Origin of the sequence: Trinickia sp. Y13, assembly GCF_029522115.1 — a bacterium.
Classification (GTDB): Bacteria; Pseudomonadota; Gammaproteobacteria; order Burkholderiales; family Burkholderiaceae; genus Trinickia.
Window position 1 is genome coordinate 289,887 of the sequence record NZ_JAKWFK010000004.1, and the last position, 15,156, is coordinate 305,042.

The following is a 15,156-nucleotide window of genomic DNA, read 5'->3' on the forward strand; positions in this document are numbered from 1 at the left end:
AGTCTGACGCCGGCGATCATCAGATAATCAGCCGAAGCTACAAGAATCGGGGGCCAACTTCCGAAGCTTCCGGCGAGTCAACGCAACTGTCCGCTCTGGGTCGAGGGTGTGTGAAAACGCACTCATCGCCTAAACTGAATCAACGCATTGAGTCCGGGTGAGTCATGAAGCGATTCGTTGAAGGCGATGACCGCAAGCAGGTTTCACTTCTGCCCGAATGCATCGACGACTACATCGGACAGGACGATCCGGTCAGGGTCATAGATGTCTTTGTCGACGAGTTGGAGCTTGAGGATCTCGGTTTCAACGGGGCCATTCCAGCTCTCACGGGGCGCCCATCTTACAACCCGGGGGTGATGCTCAAGATTTATATCTACGGGTATCTGAACCGTGTTCCGTCCAGCCGGCGCCTTGAGCGTGAATGCCAGCGCAATGTCGAGCTGATGTGGCTGACGGGGCGCCTAGCGCCGGACTTCAAGACGATCGCCGACTTTCGCCGCGACAACGGCGCAGCCATTCGAAACGTATGCCGGCGTTTCGTCGAACTGTGTCGCGGACTGAAACTATTGTCCAGCGACATCGTGGCAATCGATGGCAGCAAATTCAAGGCTGTGAACAGCCGCGACAAGAACTACACGACTGGCAAGATCGATAAGCGTCGGCAGCAGATCGAGGAAAGTATCCAGCGGTACCTCGACGCAATCGAAACGGCGGATCGGACCAACCCAACCGGTTCCGATGTGAAAGCGGTGCGTCTGTACGACAAGATCGCGCGTTTGCGCCAGGAGATGCGCGAGCTTGCGCGGGTCAGGAAGCAACTGCAGAAACAGCCGGACAAACGGCTGTCGAAGACCGATTCTGACGCGCGGTCCATGGCAACAAGCGGCAGAGGCTCCGGCATTGTCGGCTACAACGTTCAGGTCGCGGTGGACGCGAAGCACCACTTGATCGTTGAACACGAAGTGACCAACGTTGGGAACGATCACGGGCAACTCAGCAGGATGGCGGCGTCCGCGAAGCGCGCGATGGCCAAGCCGAAGCTGAAGGTGTTAGCTGATCGGGGCTACTTCAGTGGCCCGGAGATACGCGCATGCGAACTGAACAACATCAGCGCGTACGTTCCGAAGCCACTCACCTCCGCATCAAGGAAGAAGGGGCTCTTCACGAAAGCCGACTTTGTCTATGTTGCGCGAGACGACGTCTATCGATGCCCTGCCGGCGAGCGCGCCATTCATCGCTTCGACACCGTTGAGAATGACATGAATCCGCGGGTGTACTGGCCCAGCGCTTGTCCACGTTGCCCTATGAAGAAGCAATGTTCACCCAGCGACTATCGGCGTATCCGACGCTGGGAGCACGAAGACATACTTGAGGCCATGCAACGCCGGCTCGACCGAAAGCCTGATGCAATGACTATCCGTCGAAGTACCGTCGAGCACGTCTTCGGTACGCTCAAGCACTGGATGGGTCCGGCTCACTTCCTGACTCGAACGCTTGGGCGAGTGAGCACGGAAATGAGCCTTCTGGTGCTTGCGTACAACATCAAGCGGGTCATCAATATACTTGGCGTCTTGAGAGCGATGAAGAGCGTGAAGTTGGCGCGAAGCTAGAGCCCGGAAGGGCTTTCTGCCACCACGATTCTCGATTTGCGCCCGGTCGATCTACTGAAGTCGTTCGACCTCACGGGGTAGTCCAACCTTCTACCGTAAAAAATGGAGTTTCCACACGGCCTCGGTCGCAGGCGGCCCGTGGGTGAGCGGCATAAACCGAGCCCCGGCCCATCATACCGCCGATGTCAGTTGGATTCTGGAGCCGTAGACAACCAAGCTCGATGCCACGGAGCGAGCGTGGGCCGGAAGCATTCAACCAGCCTCACGTCTGCGGGCGACGGATCACGCGATCCTGGCGAAGCGTTGTTCCAGATAGGCGATGATGGCCTTGGACTCGTACAACCAGCGCGACTGGCCCTCTTCCTGAACATGCAGGCAAGGCACCTTGATCTTGCCGCCACCGGCCAGCAAACGATCCCGTGCAATGGGATCGTTTTGGGCGTCGTGCATCGTCATCGGCACATTCAGACGATGCAGGGCGCGCCGGGTCTTGACGCAGAAGGGGCACGCATGGAACTGATACAGCGATAGCAGCGCCGCTTCTTTTTCTACAACCGCCTGACCTTGCGCCCCACGGCGCTGCGGGCCTGGGCGACTGACGGCGTCGCCGATCAAGATCAACTGGCCTAGACCGACACGCAGGGCTTTCATCAACATCGAGGCTACCTTGAACGGCGAATTGAAGTGGGCAAGTCTACTCTTTCCAGAATCCGGCTGCTCCCGGCCTAACAAGGACGATCGCGATGGGCCGTGAACGACGCGAGCCGCGCCGGCCGCGGTGGTCGGCAACGACCATGAGGAAACGGTTAGCGGCCTGGAGGTCTGGCTTCCTGTCGCGCGTTGGCACGCGTCAGACATGCGGGGCAGCAGACGGCCAATAAGCGACCAAATCCTCGCGCGAATGAAGCCGCCCGAATGTCGCATCGCGACTCGACAGCCGACAATGGTCGTCCGTTTCGCGAGCAACTACATGTCTTGACAGCCTTTTTCGTCGCGTCTAGTTTACTGGAAATATGATCCATAATTCTGGAATGCATGGACGTTCACCAAACCATCGCTCATCGCATTCGCGCGCTCCGCGATGTCAAAGGTTGGTCACTTGACGCGCTCGCGGAACGCAGTTCGGTGAGCAGGTCAAACATTTCGCTTATCGAAAGAGGCCAGAGCAGTCCAACCGCAGTGGTTCTGGACAAACTGGCGACTGCCCTCGGTGTGCCGCTGGCGTCGCTGTTCGAGTGCGTGGGGGAATCCGCATCGCAGACGCCTTCCCCGCATTCATCATTGCGAGAACAGGCCGTTTGGCAGGATCCGATATCAGGCTACGTGCGACGCAATCTTTCGCCGCCAGCGTGGTCGCCGATACAACTTGTAGAAGTCGAGTTTCCGCCGCGAAAGCGGGTCAGCTATGACACGGGGCCGCGCGACGCCGAGATCTATCAGCAAATATGGGTGATGGAAGGGCGCATGGAGATAGCGGTCGGCGATCGAAGATGGGAACTCGGGACCGGTGACTGCCTCGCAATGAGACTCGATTGCCCAATCAGTTTCCACAACCCATCGAGCCGACGAGCACGTTATGTCGTGGCTCTCTGCAACCTTCTCAGTGAATCGCGGAGCCACCGATGACTCAACTGCACATACGAACGCTTCACCCTGATGACGTTATGGCCTATGTGGAACCACTGGCCGATCTCTTGATCGAGTGCGTCGAGGGCGGTGCTTCCGTCAGCTTCATGTTGCCGATTTCCAGGCAGACGGCGCTCGAGTTTTGGGAACACGTCGCTGAAAGCGTAGTGCGCCATGAGCGGATACTGCTGGTTGCACAAGACCCTGACGGTCGCATTCTCGGTACCGTGCAACTGATTACTGCGTTGCCGGAGAACCAGCCTCATCGCGCAGACATTGCAAAGATGCTAGTGCGCCGAGACGCGAGAAGACAAGGCATCGCCGCGCGGCTGATGGCTGCGGTCGATGACGCCGCGCGCAAGGCTGGCAAATCGGTTCTCGTACTCGATACTGTCACCGGTGGCGATGCTGAAAGACTTTACGAACGCGCAGGCTGGCACCGTGTAGGCCACGTTCCGAACTACGCGCTCATGCCCGATGGCAGGTTCTGCGGCACGACGTTTTTTCATAAGCAACTGTCTTGATTGAGCCGTTGCGTCCAACCGGAAGGGAATGACCGCTACAAGATCGGGAGCCGCCATTGCAACCTCAGTAACTGAGGGACTGCTCCGGGTCGGCCCCGGAAGTTCGGGCCAACTCGGCGACGCACGATGGTCCGTGGGCTCCGCATTTCCGGGATCGGCCATTTGGGGACATTCGACAGACTGGCCTCGATCGCCGACAATTGGCGCCCATCCAACCCGAGCGGCGAAGCGAGATCATGTCGAAAAACAAACCAGCGTTTGGCAAAGCTATCCCCGTTCTCGCATCGCTCGACATCGCACGAACGTTGCAATTCTTCAATGAAGTTCTAGGTTTCAAAACGCATCACATCGAGAATTTCTCGTATGGGATGGCCGCAAGAGGCGACGTCGAAATTCATTTCTGGTTGTGCAACGAAAAGCACATTGCAGAGAACACCTCATGCTACGTGCGCGTCGATGATGTATACGCACTGCATGCGGAACTGAAGTCAAGATTGCCTGCATTGGAGCACGTTACAGAAAGGGAATGGGGCATGGCGGAACTTTACGTGATTGACCCCGATGGTAACCTGGTCAAGTTCGGCCAGTCGATCGATGACGGGTCAGCATCAAGCGATGCCTGACGCTCGCGCACGGTCACTGCCGAGACCTTCGACCCGTTGGAGCGACGCCGCGCGACTGATCTGAACGACCGTTGTTGAAAGTTTTGAGCGTCTCTTCAGGGTCGCCCCCTGCCAATCGCGCCGGGCGGTAGTCAGCCAGGAAGGAGCGTTCGTCGACGCGTTCAAACGACGTTTGAATGGGCCGCTATAAACTACATCCCGGCCCAAGCTCAGCGCTTGAGCATCGACGAACCCTTCGCCGCAACCAGCGGCCTCCTCCTCTTTCGCCGCCGGAGTCACTTGATTGCAGTGTCGGTCGCCCCCTAACATCTGCCCCCTCACGACCACCGCCGAAGCGCCATCATGCCTAGCCTCGCGATATCCTTGCAGGGCGTTCGGCGCATGTCGCGCCCGATCTAGACCACGCGCCCCAACCATAGCGGACCACGCCAACGATGACAATCGCCGCTAAACCTCCCGCTGACGCCGCAAAAGCCCTGCCGACCACCGACCGCGCGACAGGACTTGCGTCGACCGAGGCGCAACGTCGCCTGCAGTTATTCGGCGTCAATGCTATCGAAGAGGTTCGCACACCTCGATGGCGCCAGCTTCTCGGTAAGCTCTGGGGGCCCGTGCCGTGGATGCTCGAAGCGGTGATAGTGCTACAGGTCATGCTTGATCGTGGCCAGGAGGCGCTGGTCATCCTATTTCTGCTCGCTTTCAATGCCCTTGTTGCCTCCATACAAGAGGGGCGCGCGCAAAACGCGCTGACTTTGCTGCGGCGGCAATTGCAGGTCAACGCGCGCGTGCTGCGCGACGCGCATTGGAGCCGTAATCCCGCCGCGCAACTGGTGCCTGGAGACGTGGTGCACATACGGGCAGGCGACATCGTCCCCGCCGACCTCATTTTGTTCGATGGAGCGGTGACGCTGGATCAGTCGGCCCTTACCGGTGAATCTCTCGCCGTCGACGCGGGTCCTGGCCAACCCGCGTACACCGGCTCAATCGTGCATCAGGGCGAAGCCAGCGGCGAAGTGATTGCCACCGGCTCGCGAACCTACTTCGGCCGGACTGCGGAACTCGTGCGCACGTCCACCGCACCCAGCCATATGCAACGCACGATTTTCTCGATCGTCAAAAGCCTTGTCGCATTCGACCTCGTGCTCGTGGTACTGGTCATCTTTTACGCCGCGACGCACGGTCTGCCGTTGGGCGATACCGCGGTGTTCGCGTTGTTGCTGCTCGTCGCGTCGGTTCCGGTCGCATTGCCGGCGACTTACACTTTGGCTACGGCTATCGCGAGCACACGCCTTTCAAAACAGGGAGTTCTTGTCACAAGGCTGCCTGCGGTAGAGGAAGCGGCGGCAATGGACACCCTTCTTTCCGACAAGACCGGCACATTGACGCAGAACACGCTGTCTGTCGCCGGCGTCAAGGCATTGGCGGAAATCGACGAGGGCGCCGTCTTGCGCGCTGCTGCGATGGCCAGCGACGACGCATCGCAGGATCCCCTCGACCTTGCAATCCTTTCTGCTTATCGTACGAGCGCGCAGGCTGCCCTTCTGCCCGCGCGCGCGCATTTTCGGCCCTTCGATCCGGCAACCCGATTCAGCGAAGGTATCTACGTCGTCGATGGACAGGAGTGGCATGCGCTGAAAGGTGCGACCAGTGCAGTATTCGACCATTGCGGTGCCGACGCGGCGCAGCGCCAGGCCGCGCAAGACACGGGGCGGGCGTTGGCCGCTGGCGGCGCGCGCGTGCTCGCAGTTGCAGCGGGTCCGGTGGGCGCGATTCGACCGATCGGCTTGGTCGGCCTCTCCGATCCGCCGCGGGACGACGCAGCCGAACTCATCGCAAAACTCGCCCAGCTTGGCGTAAGAGTCTGCATGGCCACCGGGGACGCGTTGGAGACCGCGCGGGCAATCGGACAACGACTTGGGCTGGGCACACGCATCTGCGTTCCGCACGAAGACGATCTACGACACCCCGAAAAATGCGACATCTTCGCTCGCGTGCTGCCTGAAGAGAAGCATGCCATCGTCCGAGCGCTTCAACAGGCTGGACACGTCACGGGGATGACGGGCGACGGCGTCAATGACGCGCCTGCGCTGCGACAGGCGGAACTCGGAATCGCCGTGGCCAGTGCTACCGATGTGGCCAAGGCCGCGGCAGGCGTTGTTCTGACCGATCCAGGCCTGAGCGGCGTCCTGACCGTGGTCGGCACGGGGCGAGAAGTGCACCGACGCATGCTCACGTATATTCTCAACAAAATAGTCAAGACGCTTGAGATCGTCGTTTTCCTCACGCTTGGTCTCTGGCTCGCCAAAGGCTTTGTGATCTCGCCGCGGCTGATCGTGTTACTGCTCTTCGCCAATGACTTCGTTACGATGAGCATCGCAGCCGACCGCGTTCGACCGGCAACCCAGCCACAACGCTGGCGCGTCGGGCAACTGGTCGGCGCCGCGGCCGTGCTCGCAGCCGTTTCGCTTGCGTTCACGCTATCGCTGTATGGTGTGGCGCGCACACAGTTCGGACTGAGTGCCGGGCAGATGCAAACGATGGTGTTCCTGCTACTGGTATTCACGACGCAGGCCAATGTCTACGTGCTCCGCAACGACGGGCCAATGTGGGCGTTCGCTCCGGGGACGCTCATGGCGTGGGCCAGCGCCATCGACGTCGTCCTGGTGAGTTTGATGGCCGTAACCGGAACGCTGATGGCAGCCGTCCCACTGGAACTCGTCGGAGCCTTGATTTGTGCCGTCGCCGTGTTCGCTCTACTTCTCGACCGAATCAAGATCGTGGTGTTTCGGCGCTTCAGGTTCGGCGGCGCGTAACTGACGCTCGCACGTCATGGACCTTGCGCCGACGCACGTCGCCCGGCTCTCAATGCATTGGCGAATACGACGACTGGCTGAAACGGGCCTCATACAAAAGCTCGCCCGTCAACGACGCCGCAGGCAACCTATGCCCAACCCATTAGACGTTCGACGCCGCTTTCAGCCGAACGGGATCGCCGCGACTGGACGCCGCCACGCCATCGACATGCGGTATCCCCAGATGCCAGCACAACGTCTCTATCACGAGTTCGTGATCTTTGAAGTCTTCGAGCCCCGACACCGACATCACGCCCACAATGCCCGCGTTGGCCACCCGCAAGGGGACGCCCCCGCCATAGCCGGTGTAATGCTCGTCGGAAAGCCCCGAGTCGGCCAACGTCCGACCGTCTCGCTTCAATAGGGTCCCCACCTCGAGCGAGCTCTTGCCAAAATGCAAGACGGTATTATCTTTACGGCGTATCCACTTGTCGTTGTCCGCGCAGCTTCCTTCCAGCGCACAGTAAAACAGCGTTCGGTGCACGCTCTTGACGCTAACAACAATCGGCAATGCGCGGCGTGCGGCGATATTGATCGCGATCTCGCCCAGCTTACGCGCAGCCTCTTCGCCGAACGTCGGCAACGTCGTGCGTGATGCCTGCTCGTCGAAAGTCTCTACCCTTGGGGCGGCGATTGCTTTGACCATGATTCTCACTCCCGTGTCCAGTTGCACCTAGCCGGTTCGCGCCTACGCGTCGATCCCCGCGTGAACGCTTAGATATGCTTTCATCCGCCGCACCGCCAACTCGGGATCGATCAACACGCCGCAAGCGTCGGCGTCGCGAAACAAACGAGAGAAATGCTGCGCCGAGCGCGCCGACTCCATTCCGGCCGCCATCGAAAAGTGGTCTTGATGCCCATTGAGCCAGGCAAGAAAGACGACACCCGCTTTGTAATATTGCGTCGGTGCGCGGAATAGCTCGCGTGAGAGCGTTTGCGTCGGCATGATCAGATCGCGATAACCCGCCGAATCGCCCCGCCCGAGTGCCTTCAGCGCGCGCGCAGCCACAGGGGCAATCGGGTCGAAGATGCCAAGCAGCGCGTGCGAGACGCCTGTGCCATCCCCTGCGATAAGATCGCCATAGTTGAAGTCGTCGCCCGTATACATCCGCACGCCCTCCGGGAGTCGAGCACGCAATTCGCGTTCGTATTCGGCATTCAGCAACGAGATCTTGATCCCCTCGATCTTCGTTCGATGCAGTTGCACGATTTCCAGTACGGTATGCATCGCTTCGCGTACGTCGCGGCTCCCCCAATAGCCCGCCAGCGATGCATCGAATGCATCGCCCAGCCAATGCAGCACCACTTTGCGGTTGCTTTGCGCGAGTACCGCGTCGTAGACATTCACGTAATCGTCCGGCGATCGCGCGGCCGCGCAAAGCGCGCGGCTGGCCATCATGATCGGGCGTCCTCCGGCATGATCGACGACCTCGAACTGGGCTTGGTACGCTGCAATCACGTCGGACAGGCTATGACGAAGTCGATGGTCGAGCTGGTCGGTTCCCGCGCCGCAACCGAGGTCCGCGCCGTCGATCGTGCGCGCATGCGCAACGCTGCGTCGAATCAATTCGGCCGCGGCGGGCCAACCGAGACCCATGCCGCGCTGAGCTGTGTCCATCGCTTCCGCAACTTTGAATCCGAGCCCATAAAGATACGTGCGAAACGCCAGAGTGCGATCCCAGTCGATCGCGGGCGCATTCGACCAAGGCTCGTACTCGGCATGAGGATCAATGACGACGTGAGCGGCCGCATAGGCGATACGGCCGAACGCGCCCGTATCGCCGTCCCGCGGATGAGGCTCGGCATGCTTCATGGTGTGGCGATAAAGTTCGGCGCCGCCGGCCGGCAATAGAATCTGCATGTTTCGTCTCTCAAGAAGCTGTCAATGCATGGAGCGCCCGCCCTGCCCGCGATGCAGATAATTCGGCGCCTTCGGATCGCGAATCGGTCGCCTCGACGCGCGCGGTTCTCCCGAGGATCAGGTCGGCTGCTTTCTCTGCCACCATGATCGTCGGGGCGTTCGTGTTGCACGATGGAATGAACGGCATGACCGACGCGTCGACAACACGCAACCCTTCGATGCCGATGACACGCAGGTCCGGGGCAACGACGCTCGCGGGCGAGTCGGGATGACCCATCCGGCAGGTACCCACCGGGTGGTGATCGGTCTTGGCGTTCGCACAGGCATAGTCGAACAAGTCGGCATCCGACTGCGCCGCGGCGCCCGGCAGCACCTCGGATTGGACGAAGCGCGCAAGCGCGCTCTGCGCCATGAGCTCGCGTGCCAACCGCAATCCCTTGATAGAACTCGCTCGGTCTTCGGGCTCGGCCCAATAGTTCGGATCGATCAGGGGCGCACTCGCGGGGTCCGCGTTTGCCAGACGTACGGTGCCGCGCGAGCGAGGACGCAAAAATGCCGTGTTCAGCGTCACACCGGCATGCTGCAGCTTCGCCATCCCAGCCTCGATTCCCGAGCCAAGGCCCAAATGCAACTGGATGTCCGGCGAGCGTGCGGTGGTATCGAGGCCGTCCGCATACCAGAACCCGCCTGTTTCGAAGAGACTCGAGGCGGCTGGCCCCTTCTTCTGCACGAGGTATTGCAGACCGGCGATCGCCGCGTGATGCAGCTTGTTGTACTTGTCGTACGTGTGCTCCCCCGTGCATTCGGCAATAACGAACAAGTCGAGGTGATCCTGCAAGTTCTCACCGACGCCGGGCAAGTCATGCAGCGCGCGCACGCCCACCGCTTCGAGATGCGCGGCTGGGCCGATACCGGACTGAAGCAACAGCTTCGGGCTCCCAATCGCACCGGACGAAACGATCACTTCGCGCCGGGCGCGCACGAGCTTAGGGGTGCGTTCGTCGCCGACTGCGAGTTCCACGCCAATCGCACGCTTCCCTTCCATGACGACGCGCACGGTTTGCGTTCGAAGCCAGACGGCAAGGTTCGGCCGCCCGAGAACGGGGTCGAGGAAGCTGCTCGATGTCGACGAGCGGCGCGCATTGCGTTGAGTCAGTTGGTAGTAGCCGAGCCCCGCGTGCGCCGCGCCGTTGAAATCGGCATTGAAGGGAATGCCCATGTCCTGCCCGGCACGGAAAAACGCTTCGCAGATCGGCAAGGGACTGACCGGATTGGATACGCCGAGCGGCCCGCCGTAGCCATGAAACGCGTTTGCGAAGCGCTCGTTGTCTTCCGAGCGCTTGAAATACGGCAGCACGTCGCGGTATCCCCAGCCCGTCGCGCCGCCGAGCGATTCCCATTCGTCGTAGTCGGCCGGCGCGCCGCGAGTATAGATCTGCGCGTTGATCGACGAACCGCCGCCGATCACTTTCGCTTGCGTGAATCGCAGCACCCGGTTCTTCAGGTGCTTTTGCGGCACCGTATGCCAGCCCCAGGAGCCGATGCCCTTCGTCATTTTGGCGAAACCGGCGGGCATATGAAATAGCGGATGGCTGTCGCGGCCGCCCGCTTCGACGAGCAACACGGTCACCGAAGGGTCGGCGCTCAACCGGTTGGCCAGTACGCACCCTGCGGAACCGCCGCCGGTGATGATGTAATCGTAGGTCAAGTTTTTCATGCTTCGCCCCTTACAAGGCCGAAATGGACAAGCCGCCGTCCACGTTCAATACGCTACCCGTCGCGAACCGCAGCGAGCCGTCGGCCAACACACCTACAGCGGCTGCCACATCGCTTGCTTCGCCCCACCGGCGCATCGGCACCAGCCCTTGTTCGAGACGAGCCTCGTAACGCTGCGCGACGGCCGAGGTCATCGGCGTGCGAATGATTCCAGGACGCACCTCGAACACACCGATGCCCGAGGCGGCCAGCCGCAATGCGAACAACCGAGTCAACATCGGCAACGCCGACTTCGAAAGGCAATACTCGGCGCGCTCGGGAGAGGCCATTTGCGCAGACACCGAAGAGACCGAAATGATCGAGCGGTCGCATCCGCCGTCGCATTGGGTCGCGAGCATGTGCCGTGCGACAGCCTGCGTCATGAAGAACGTCCCGCGCAGATTCACGCCGAGCACGGCATCGAATGCCTCCGGCGTGAGGTCGAGGAGGTCGCCGCGCGTGGGCGACCCGATCCCCGCGTTATTGACGAAACAATCCACGGCGCCCGCCCAATCGACGACTCGATCGAGCGCTCGTCCGTGTGCGGCCACATCCTCTAGTTGCGATTCGACGAACAGCGCGCGCCGGCCAAGCGCCTCGATTTCCGCGAGCGTCTCCTGCACGTCGTCGCCGACGGCAACATCGGTGAATGCGACGTCATAGCCGCGCGTCGCTAGTTCGATTGCGATCGCACGGCCGATTCCGCGGCGGCCGCCAGTCACCAACGCGGTGGCCGCATGCATATCGTTACGAAACATGATGGTCTCCCTGCGAGGACGGCGTAGCCCCAACCGGTTTGGAAGGGGTGCCGAGCACCGTTCGCAGATGCTCGCCCACACGCAACGCCTGTGCGGCGATCGTCAATGCGGGATTGAGCGCCGCCGAAGAAGGAAAGAAGCTCGCATCGACGACGTAAAGGTTCTCGTGGTCATACGCTTTGCACCGCTCGTCGAGCGGCGCAGCCGACGGATCGGCGCCGAAGCGCACGGTGCCGCATTGATGTGACGGCGTGTCGTCGCCGAATCGGCGGCTCATCACCAGCGGGAAGCCAGCGTGCTTGAGCATGTGCTTAGCTTTATCCACCAGCCGTTCATGGGGCTTGAGGTTCGTGCGGCGCCAAGAGAGGCGAATCCCTCCGTCCTCCCCGACCTCGAGGCGGCTTTGCGGACGCGGCAGGTCTTCCGACATCGCATACATGTCGACGCTATGGTCCGCGAGATAGCGCAGCGCGACACCGGGAACGTACGGCATGACGCCGCGTAGCATCGGCTCCCGGATCTTGCCCAGCATCTGCAAATTGCCGAGGGGCCAACGATCGTGTGCCCCGCCGAAATAGAAATCGTTGATCGAAAGCGTCTTCGGAAACCGCGTATCGTTCACGCTGCGCGGATCGACAGCCAGGATCGCGGTGCAATTGTGGTTCATGTAATACCGGCCGACGGCATCGGACGAGTTCGCGAGGCCCCGCGGCCATTTGTCGTTCTTCGACGCGAGCAGCAGCGCCGCGCTGTTCACGGCGCCGGCCGACAGAACGAAAAGGTCCCCGCCGATGGTCTGCGTCCCCTCGCGTGTTTCGACGATCGCCGCTTCGATACGGCGTCCCGACGCGTCGGTCACCAACCGGCTTACGCGCGCGCCCGTCATGAGCCTTACCCCACCCTTTTGCAACGCGGGACGCAGTAGCCGTGTCTCGGCGTCGCCCTTTGCATCGATGCGGCACGGAAAGGCATCGCACGTCGCGCAACGGACGCAATGGCCGCCATCCCCGAGATCGATCGCGGACGGCATATGAAACGGGTGCAAGCCCTGCGCGTGAAGCGCGTCGCGCAGGCGAGCAATGACCGGTTCGTCGGGAATCGGCGCGTGCGGGTAGCCGTGCGAACGCGCTGGTTCCGTCGGGTCCTCGCCCGCGGCACCGCGCACACCGAAAAGGCGCTCGGCCAAATCGTAGTAGGGCTCGATGTCGCCGTATTGGATGGGCCACGCCGGCGAAACGCCTTCTTCGTGCTCGAGCGCCTCGAAATCGGCCTCTCGGAACCGAAACATCGCCGTGCCGAAAAACTTGGTATGCCCGCCCACGAAATAGTATTGGCCCGGCCGATAGCGACGGCCATCGCCGTCCGTCCACGTTTCCTTCGCGCGATACCTCAGTTGGCCGAATACGGCCTCGGCGTCCCAGTTCTCCAGCTCGCGGGGCAATGCCTCGCCGCGCTCGAGCACGAGCACATCGAGCCCCGTCCCGGCAAGCTGCCACGCTACCGCACTGCCGCCGACGCCCGAGCCGACGATGACGACGTCTGCGCGCTTCACGAGATCCTCTCTTCCGTCTGGGCATCGAACAGCACGAGCTTGGACAAGTCGACGCCCAAGCGGCAACGCTCGCCGGCGGTATGCGGCATATCGGCGCCGAGACGGGCCGCCACCTCGATGCCGCCCATCTCGAGCATCGCGTACGTATCGGGCCCCGTCGGCTCCATGACGAGTACTTTGACGTCGATCTCGCGCATCGAGTCGGGCGCGCGACCGCTTTCCACCCCGATCGCTTCCGGCCGCAAGCCGGCGATCACGCGCTGCCCCACGTAGCGTTCGACGGCGTGCGGCTGAGCGGGAAGCGCGATCTCGAGCGATGAGCCCGCGTCGCCGATGCGCAATGCCAGCGCCCCGTCCACCGCGACGAGCGTGGCCGGTAGCAGGTTCATCGACGGCGAGCCCATGAAGGTCGCGACGAACGTATTGGCTGGCGCGTTATAGATTTCGGCCGGCGTCCCGAATTGCTGAATGACGCCGCCTTTCATCACCGCGATGCGTGTCGCCAACGTCATCGCCTCGATCTGATCGTGAGTCACATAGACGATCGTCGCGCCGAGCCGTTGATGCAGCTTCTTGATCTCGGTGCGCATGTCCACGCGCAGCTTGGCATCCAAATTCGACAGCGGTTCGTCGAACAAAAACACTTTCGGGTTGCGGACGAGCGCGCGCCCCATGGCAACGCGTTGACGCTGACCGCCCGAGAGCTGCCCCGGGCGTCGATTCAGCAGGTGCTCGATTTGCAGCAGACGGGCAGCGTTCGCCACAGCCTGTTTCCGTTCCGCTTTGGGAACCTTGCGCATCTCGAGGCCGAAACTGATGTTCTCGCCCACGGTCATGTTGGGATAAAGCGCGTAGCTTTGAAAGACCATCGCGATATCGCGCTCGCTCGGATGAAGATCGTTGACGCGATCGCTGTCGATGCGGATCTCGCCATCGGAGATGGTATCGAGACCGGCGATCAGCGACAGCAACGTCGATTTTCCGCACCCGGACGGCCCTACGAGCACCAGAAAATCGCCGTCGCCGACGTCGATATTGATGTTCTTGAGGATTTCGGTCGCGCCGAATGCCTTGCGGACATTGGAAATATGCAGCGAAGCCATGTGCTTACCCCTTTACAGAACCGGCCATCATGCCGCGCACGAAGTAGCGGCCACCCACCACATAGACGAGCAGCGTGGGCAGCGCGGTAATCACCGCGGCGGCCATCTGCACGTTGTATTCGCGCACGCCCGTGGACGTGTTGACGATGTTGTTCAGCGCAACCGTGATCGGCGCCGAGCTGCCGGTCGTGAACGATGCACCGAACAGGAAGTCGTTCCAAATGTTCGTGAACTGCCAGATGACCGTGACGGTTGCGATCGCGCCCGAGCAAGGCAGCAAAATGCGCCAGAAGATCGTGAAAAACCGCGCGCCGTCGATCATCGCGGCCTTGACGAGTTCGTCCGGGAACGCGATGTAGAAATTGCGGAAATAAAGCGTCGTGAAGCACAACCCATAGACGACATGAACGAGCACGAGCCCCGCGATCGATTGCGCGAGCCCGACCTTGCCGAGGAAGGCGGCCATCGGAATCAGCACGATCTGAAACGGAATGAAGCAGCCGAACAAAATGAGCCCGAACAGGACGTTGTCGCCTTTGAAGCGCCATTTAGTCAGCACGTACCCGTTCAAGGCGCCGAGGAACGTCGAAATCGTGACGGCCGAGACCACCATGCGCGTCGAATTCCAGAAAAACCCTTTCACTCCCGAGCAATCGAGGCCCACGCATGCCTCGCCCCATGCTTTGAGCCAAGGCGCGAGCGTCCAATGGCGCGGTAGCGCGAGAATGTTGCCGCTGTACACCTCTTCTAGCGGCTTGACGGACGTCAGCAGCATCACCGCGAGTGGCACCAGATAAATCGCCGCGAAAACGGTCAGCAGTCCGTAGATGACGACGCGCGTGAGGTAATCGTGCTTGCCCGCTACCATCTGCGGGGCATCCCAGCTATTGGT

At 61.3% G+C, this 15,156-nt stretch carries 13 protein-coding genes; 5 read left to right on the forward strand and 8 right to left on the reverse strand.

Translation table 11 applies throughout. The features are described from left to right. Nucleotides 1-164 precede the first annotated feature (164 nt). The gene (locus MMB74_RS09865; RefSeq protein WP_277428443.1) at nt 165-1,610 is read left to right on the forward strand and encodes an IS1182 family transposase; all 1,446 of its coding nucleotides are present in this window, start codon (nt 165-167) and stop codon (nt 1,608-1,610) included. Nucleotides 1,611-1,892: 282 nt separating this feature from the next. Here the strand turns inward: MMB74_RS09865 and MMB74_RS09870 are convergent, their stop codons facing one another. Beyond that, nucleotides 1,893-2,267 (reverse strand): glutaredoxin, encoded by a 375-nt coding sequence (locus MMB74_RS09870; RefSeq protein ID WP_277428444.1) that lies wholly within the window; start codon nt 2,265-2,267, stop codon nt 1,893-1,895. Between the two features lie 378 nt (nt 2,268-2,645). Between MMB74_RS09870 and MMB74_RS09875 the strand changes: the two genes are divergently transcribed. From MMB74_RS09875 to MMB74_RS09890, 4 genes are all read left to right on the forward strand, one after another. After that, nucleotides 2,646-3,236 carry an XRE family transcriptional regulator gene (locus MMB74_RS09875; protein WP_277428445.1) on the forward strand — a complete coding sequence of 197 codons (591 nt, stop codon included), beginning with the start codon at nt 2,646-2,648 and terminating at the stop codon, nt 3,234-3,236. Continuing rightward, complete coding sequence (locus tag MMB74_RS09880; RefSeq protein ID WP_277428446.1) at nt 3,233-3,760, forward strand: GNAT family N-acetyltransferase; 528 nt, start codon at nt 3,233-3,235, stop codon at nt 3,758-3,760. Before MMB74_RS09875 ends, MMB74_RS09880 begins: the two co-directional genes overlap by 4 nt. A 236-nt stretch (nt 3,761-3,996) precedes the next feature. Continuing rightward, nucleotides 3,997-4,383 (forward strand): VOC family protein, encoded by a 387-nt coding sequence (locus MMB74_RS09885; RefSeq protein ID WP_277428447.1) that lies wholly within the window; start codon nt 3,997-3,999, stop codon nt 4,381-4,383. 434 nt (nt 4,384-4,817) lie between these two features. Then, on the forward strand, nt 4,818-7,196 hold the full coding sequence (locus MMB74_RS09890) for a plasma-membrane proton-efflux P-type ATPase (RefSeq protein ID WP_277428448.1): 2,379 nt from the start codon (nt 4,818-4,820) through the stop codon (nt 7,194-7,196). 142 nt (nt 7,197-7,338) lie between these two features. Here MMB74_RS09890 and MMB74_RS09895 read toward each other — a convergent pair whose 3' ends face one another. From MMB74_RS09895 to MMB74_RS09925, 7 genes are read right to left on the reverse strand one after another with little or no spacing between them, the layout of a single operon-like run. Further along, the gene (locus tag MMB74_RS09895) at nt 7,339-7,881 is read right to left on the reverse strand and encodes a heme-degrading domain-containing protein (RefSeq protein ID WP_277428449.1); all 543 of its coding nucleotides are present in this window, start codon (nt 7,879-7,881) and stop codon (nt 7,339-7,341) included. A 42-nt stretch (nt 7,882-7,923) separates the two neighbouring features. After that, nucleotides 7,924-9,096 (reverse strand): dihydrodipicolinate synthase family protein, encoded by a 1,173-nt coding sequence (locus MMB74_RS09900; RefSeq protein WP_277428450.1) that lies wholly within the window; start codon nt 9,094-9,096, stop codon nt 7,924-7,926. 10 nt (nt 9,097-9,106) lie between these two features. Then, nucleotides 9,107-10,813 carry a GMC family oxidoreductase N-terminal domain-containing protein gene (locus tag MMB74_RS09905; protein ID WP_277428451.1) on the reverse strand — a complete coding sequence of 569 codons (1,707 nt, stop codon included), beginning with the start codon at nt 10,811-10,813 and terminating at the stop codon, nt 9,107-9,109. Between the two features lie 10 nt (nt 10,814-10,823). Further along, nucleotides 10,824-11,609: a 3-ketoacyl-ACP reductase gene (locus MMB74_RS09910; RefSeq protein ID WP_277428452.1), complete on the reverse strand. Its 786-nt coding sequence runs from the start codon at nt 11,607-11,609 to the stop codon at nt 10,824-10,826. After that, nucleotides 11,599-13,161 carry a GMC family oxidoreductase gene (locus tag MMB74_RS09915; protein ID WP_277428453.1) on the reverse strand — a complete coding sequence of 521 codons (1,563 nt, stop codon included), beginning with the start codon at nt 13,159-13,161 and terminating at the stop codon, nt 11,599-11,601. The genes MMB74_RS09910 and MMB74_RS09915 overlap by 11 nt, the downstream gene beginning before the upstream one ends. Beyond that, complete coding sequence (ugpC, locus tag MMB74_RS09920; RefSeq protein ID WP_277428454.1) at nt 13,158-14,264, reverse strand: sn-glycerol-3-phosphate ABC transporter ATP-binding protein UgpC; 1,107 nt, start codon at nt 14,262-14,264, stop codon at nt 13,158-13,160. The genes MMB74_RS09915 and ugpC overlap by 4 nt, the downstream gene beginning before the upstream one ends. 4 nt (nt 14,265-14,268) lie before the next feature. Then, nucleotides 14,269-15,132 carry a carbohydrate ABC transporter permease gene (locus tag MMB74_RS09925; protein ID WP_277428626.1) on the reverse strand — a complete coding sequence of 288 codons (864 nt, stop codon included), beginning with the start codon at nt 15,130-15,132 and terminating at the stop codon, nt 14,269-14,271. Nucleotides 15,133-15,156 lie beyond the last annotated feature (24 nt).

Excerpts from the sequence above, each read along its gene's own strand:
- MMB74_RS09885 (WP_277428447.1), top strand. The coding sequence starts at position 3,997 with ATGTCGAAAAACAAACCAGCGTTTGGCAAAGCTATCCCCGTTCTCGCA.
- MMB74_RS09865 (WP_277428443.1), top strand. The coding sequence starts at position 165 with ATGAAGCGATTCGTTGAAGGCGATGACCGCAAGCAGGTTTCACTTCTG.
- MMB74_RS09875 (WP_277428445.1), top strand. The coding sequence starts at position 2,646 with ATGGACGTTCACCAAACCATCGCTCATCGCATTCGCGCGCTCCGCGAT.
- MMB74_RS09925 (WP_277428626.1), bottom strand. The coding sequence starts at position 15,132 with ATGGTAGCGGGCAAGCACGATTACCTCACGCGCGTCGTCATCTACGGA.
- ugpC (WP_277428454.1), bottom strand. The coding sequence starts at position 14,264 with ATGGCTTCGCTGCATATTTCCAATGTCCGCAAGGCATTCGGCGCGACC.
- MMB74_RS09870 (WP_277428444.1), bottom strand. The coding sequence starts at position 2,267 with ATGTTGATGAAAGCCCTGCGTGTCGGTCTAGGCCAGTTGATCTTGATC.
- MMB74_RS09895 (WP_277428449.1), bottom strand. The coding sequence starts at position 7,881 with ATGGTCAAAGCAATCGCCGCCCCAAGGGTAGAGACTTTCGACGAGCAG.
- MMB74_RS09900 (WP_277428450.1), bottom strand. The coding sequence starts at position 9,096 with ATGCAGATTCTATTGCCGGCCGGCGGCGCCGAACTTTATCGCCACACC.
- MMB74_RS09910 (WP_277428452.1), bottom strand. The coding sequence starts at position 11,609 with ATGTTTCGTAACGATATGCATGCGGCCACCGCGTTGGTGACTGGCGGC.
- MMB74_RS09905 (WP_277428451.1), bottom strand. The coding sequence starts at position 10,813 with ATGAAAAACTTGACCTACGATTACATCATCACCGGCGGCGGTTCCGCA.
- MMB74_RS09890 (WP_277428448.1), top strand. The coding sequence starts at position 4,818 with ATGACAATCGCCGCTAAACCTCCCGCTGACGCCGCAAAAGCCCTGCCG.
- MMB74_RS09880 (WP_277428446.1), top strand. The coding sequence starts at position 3,233 with ATGACTCAACTGCACATACGAACGCTTCACCCTGATGACGTTATGGCC.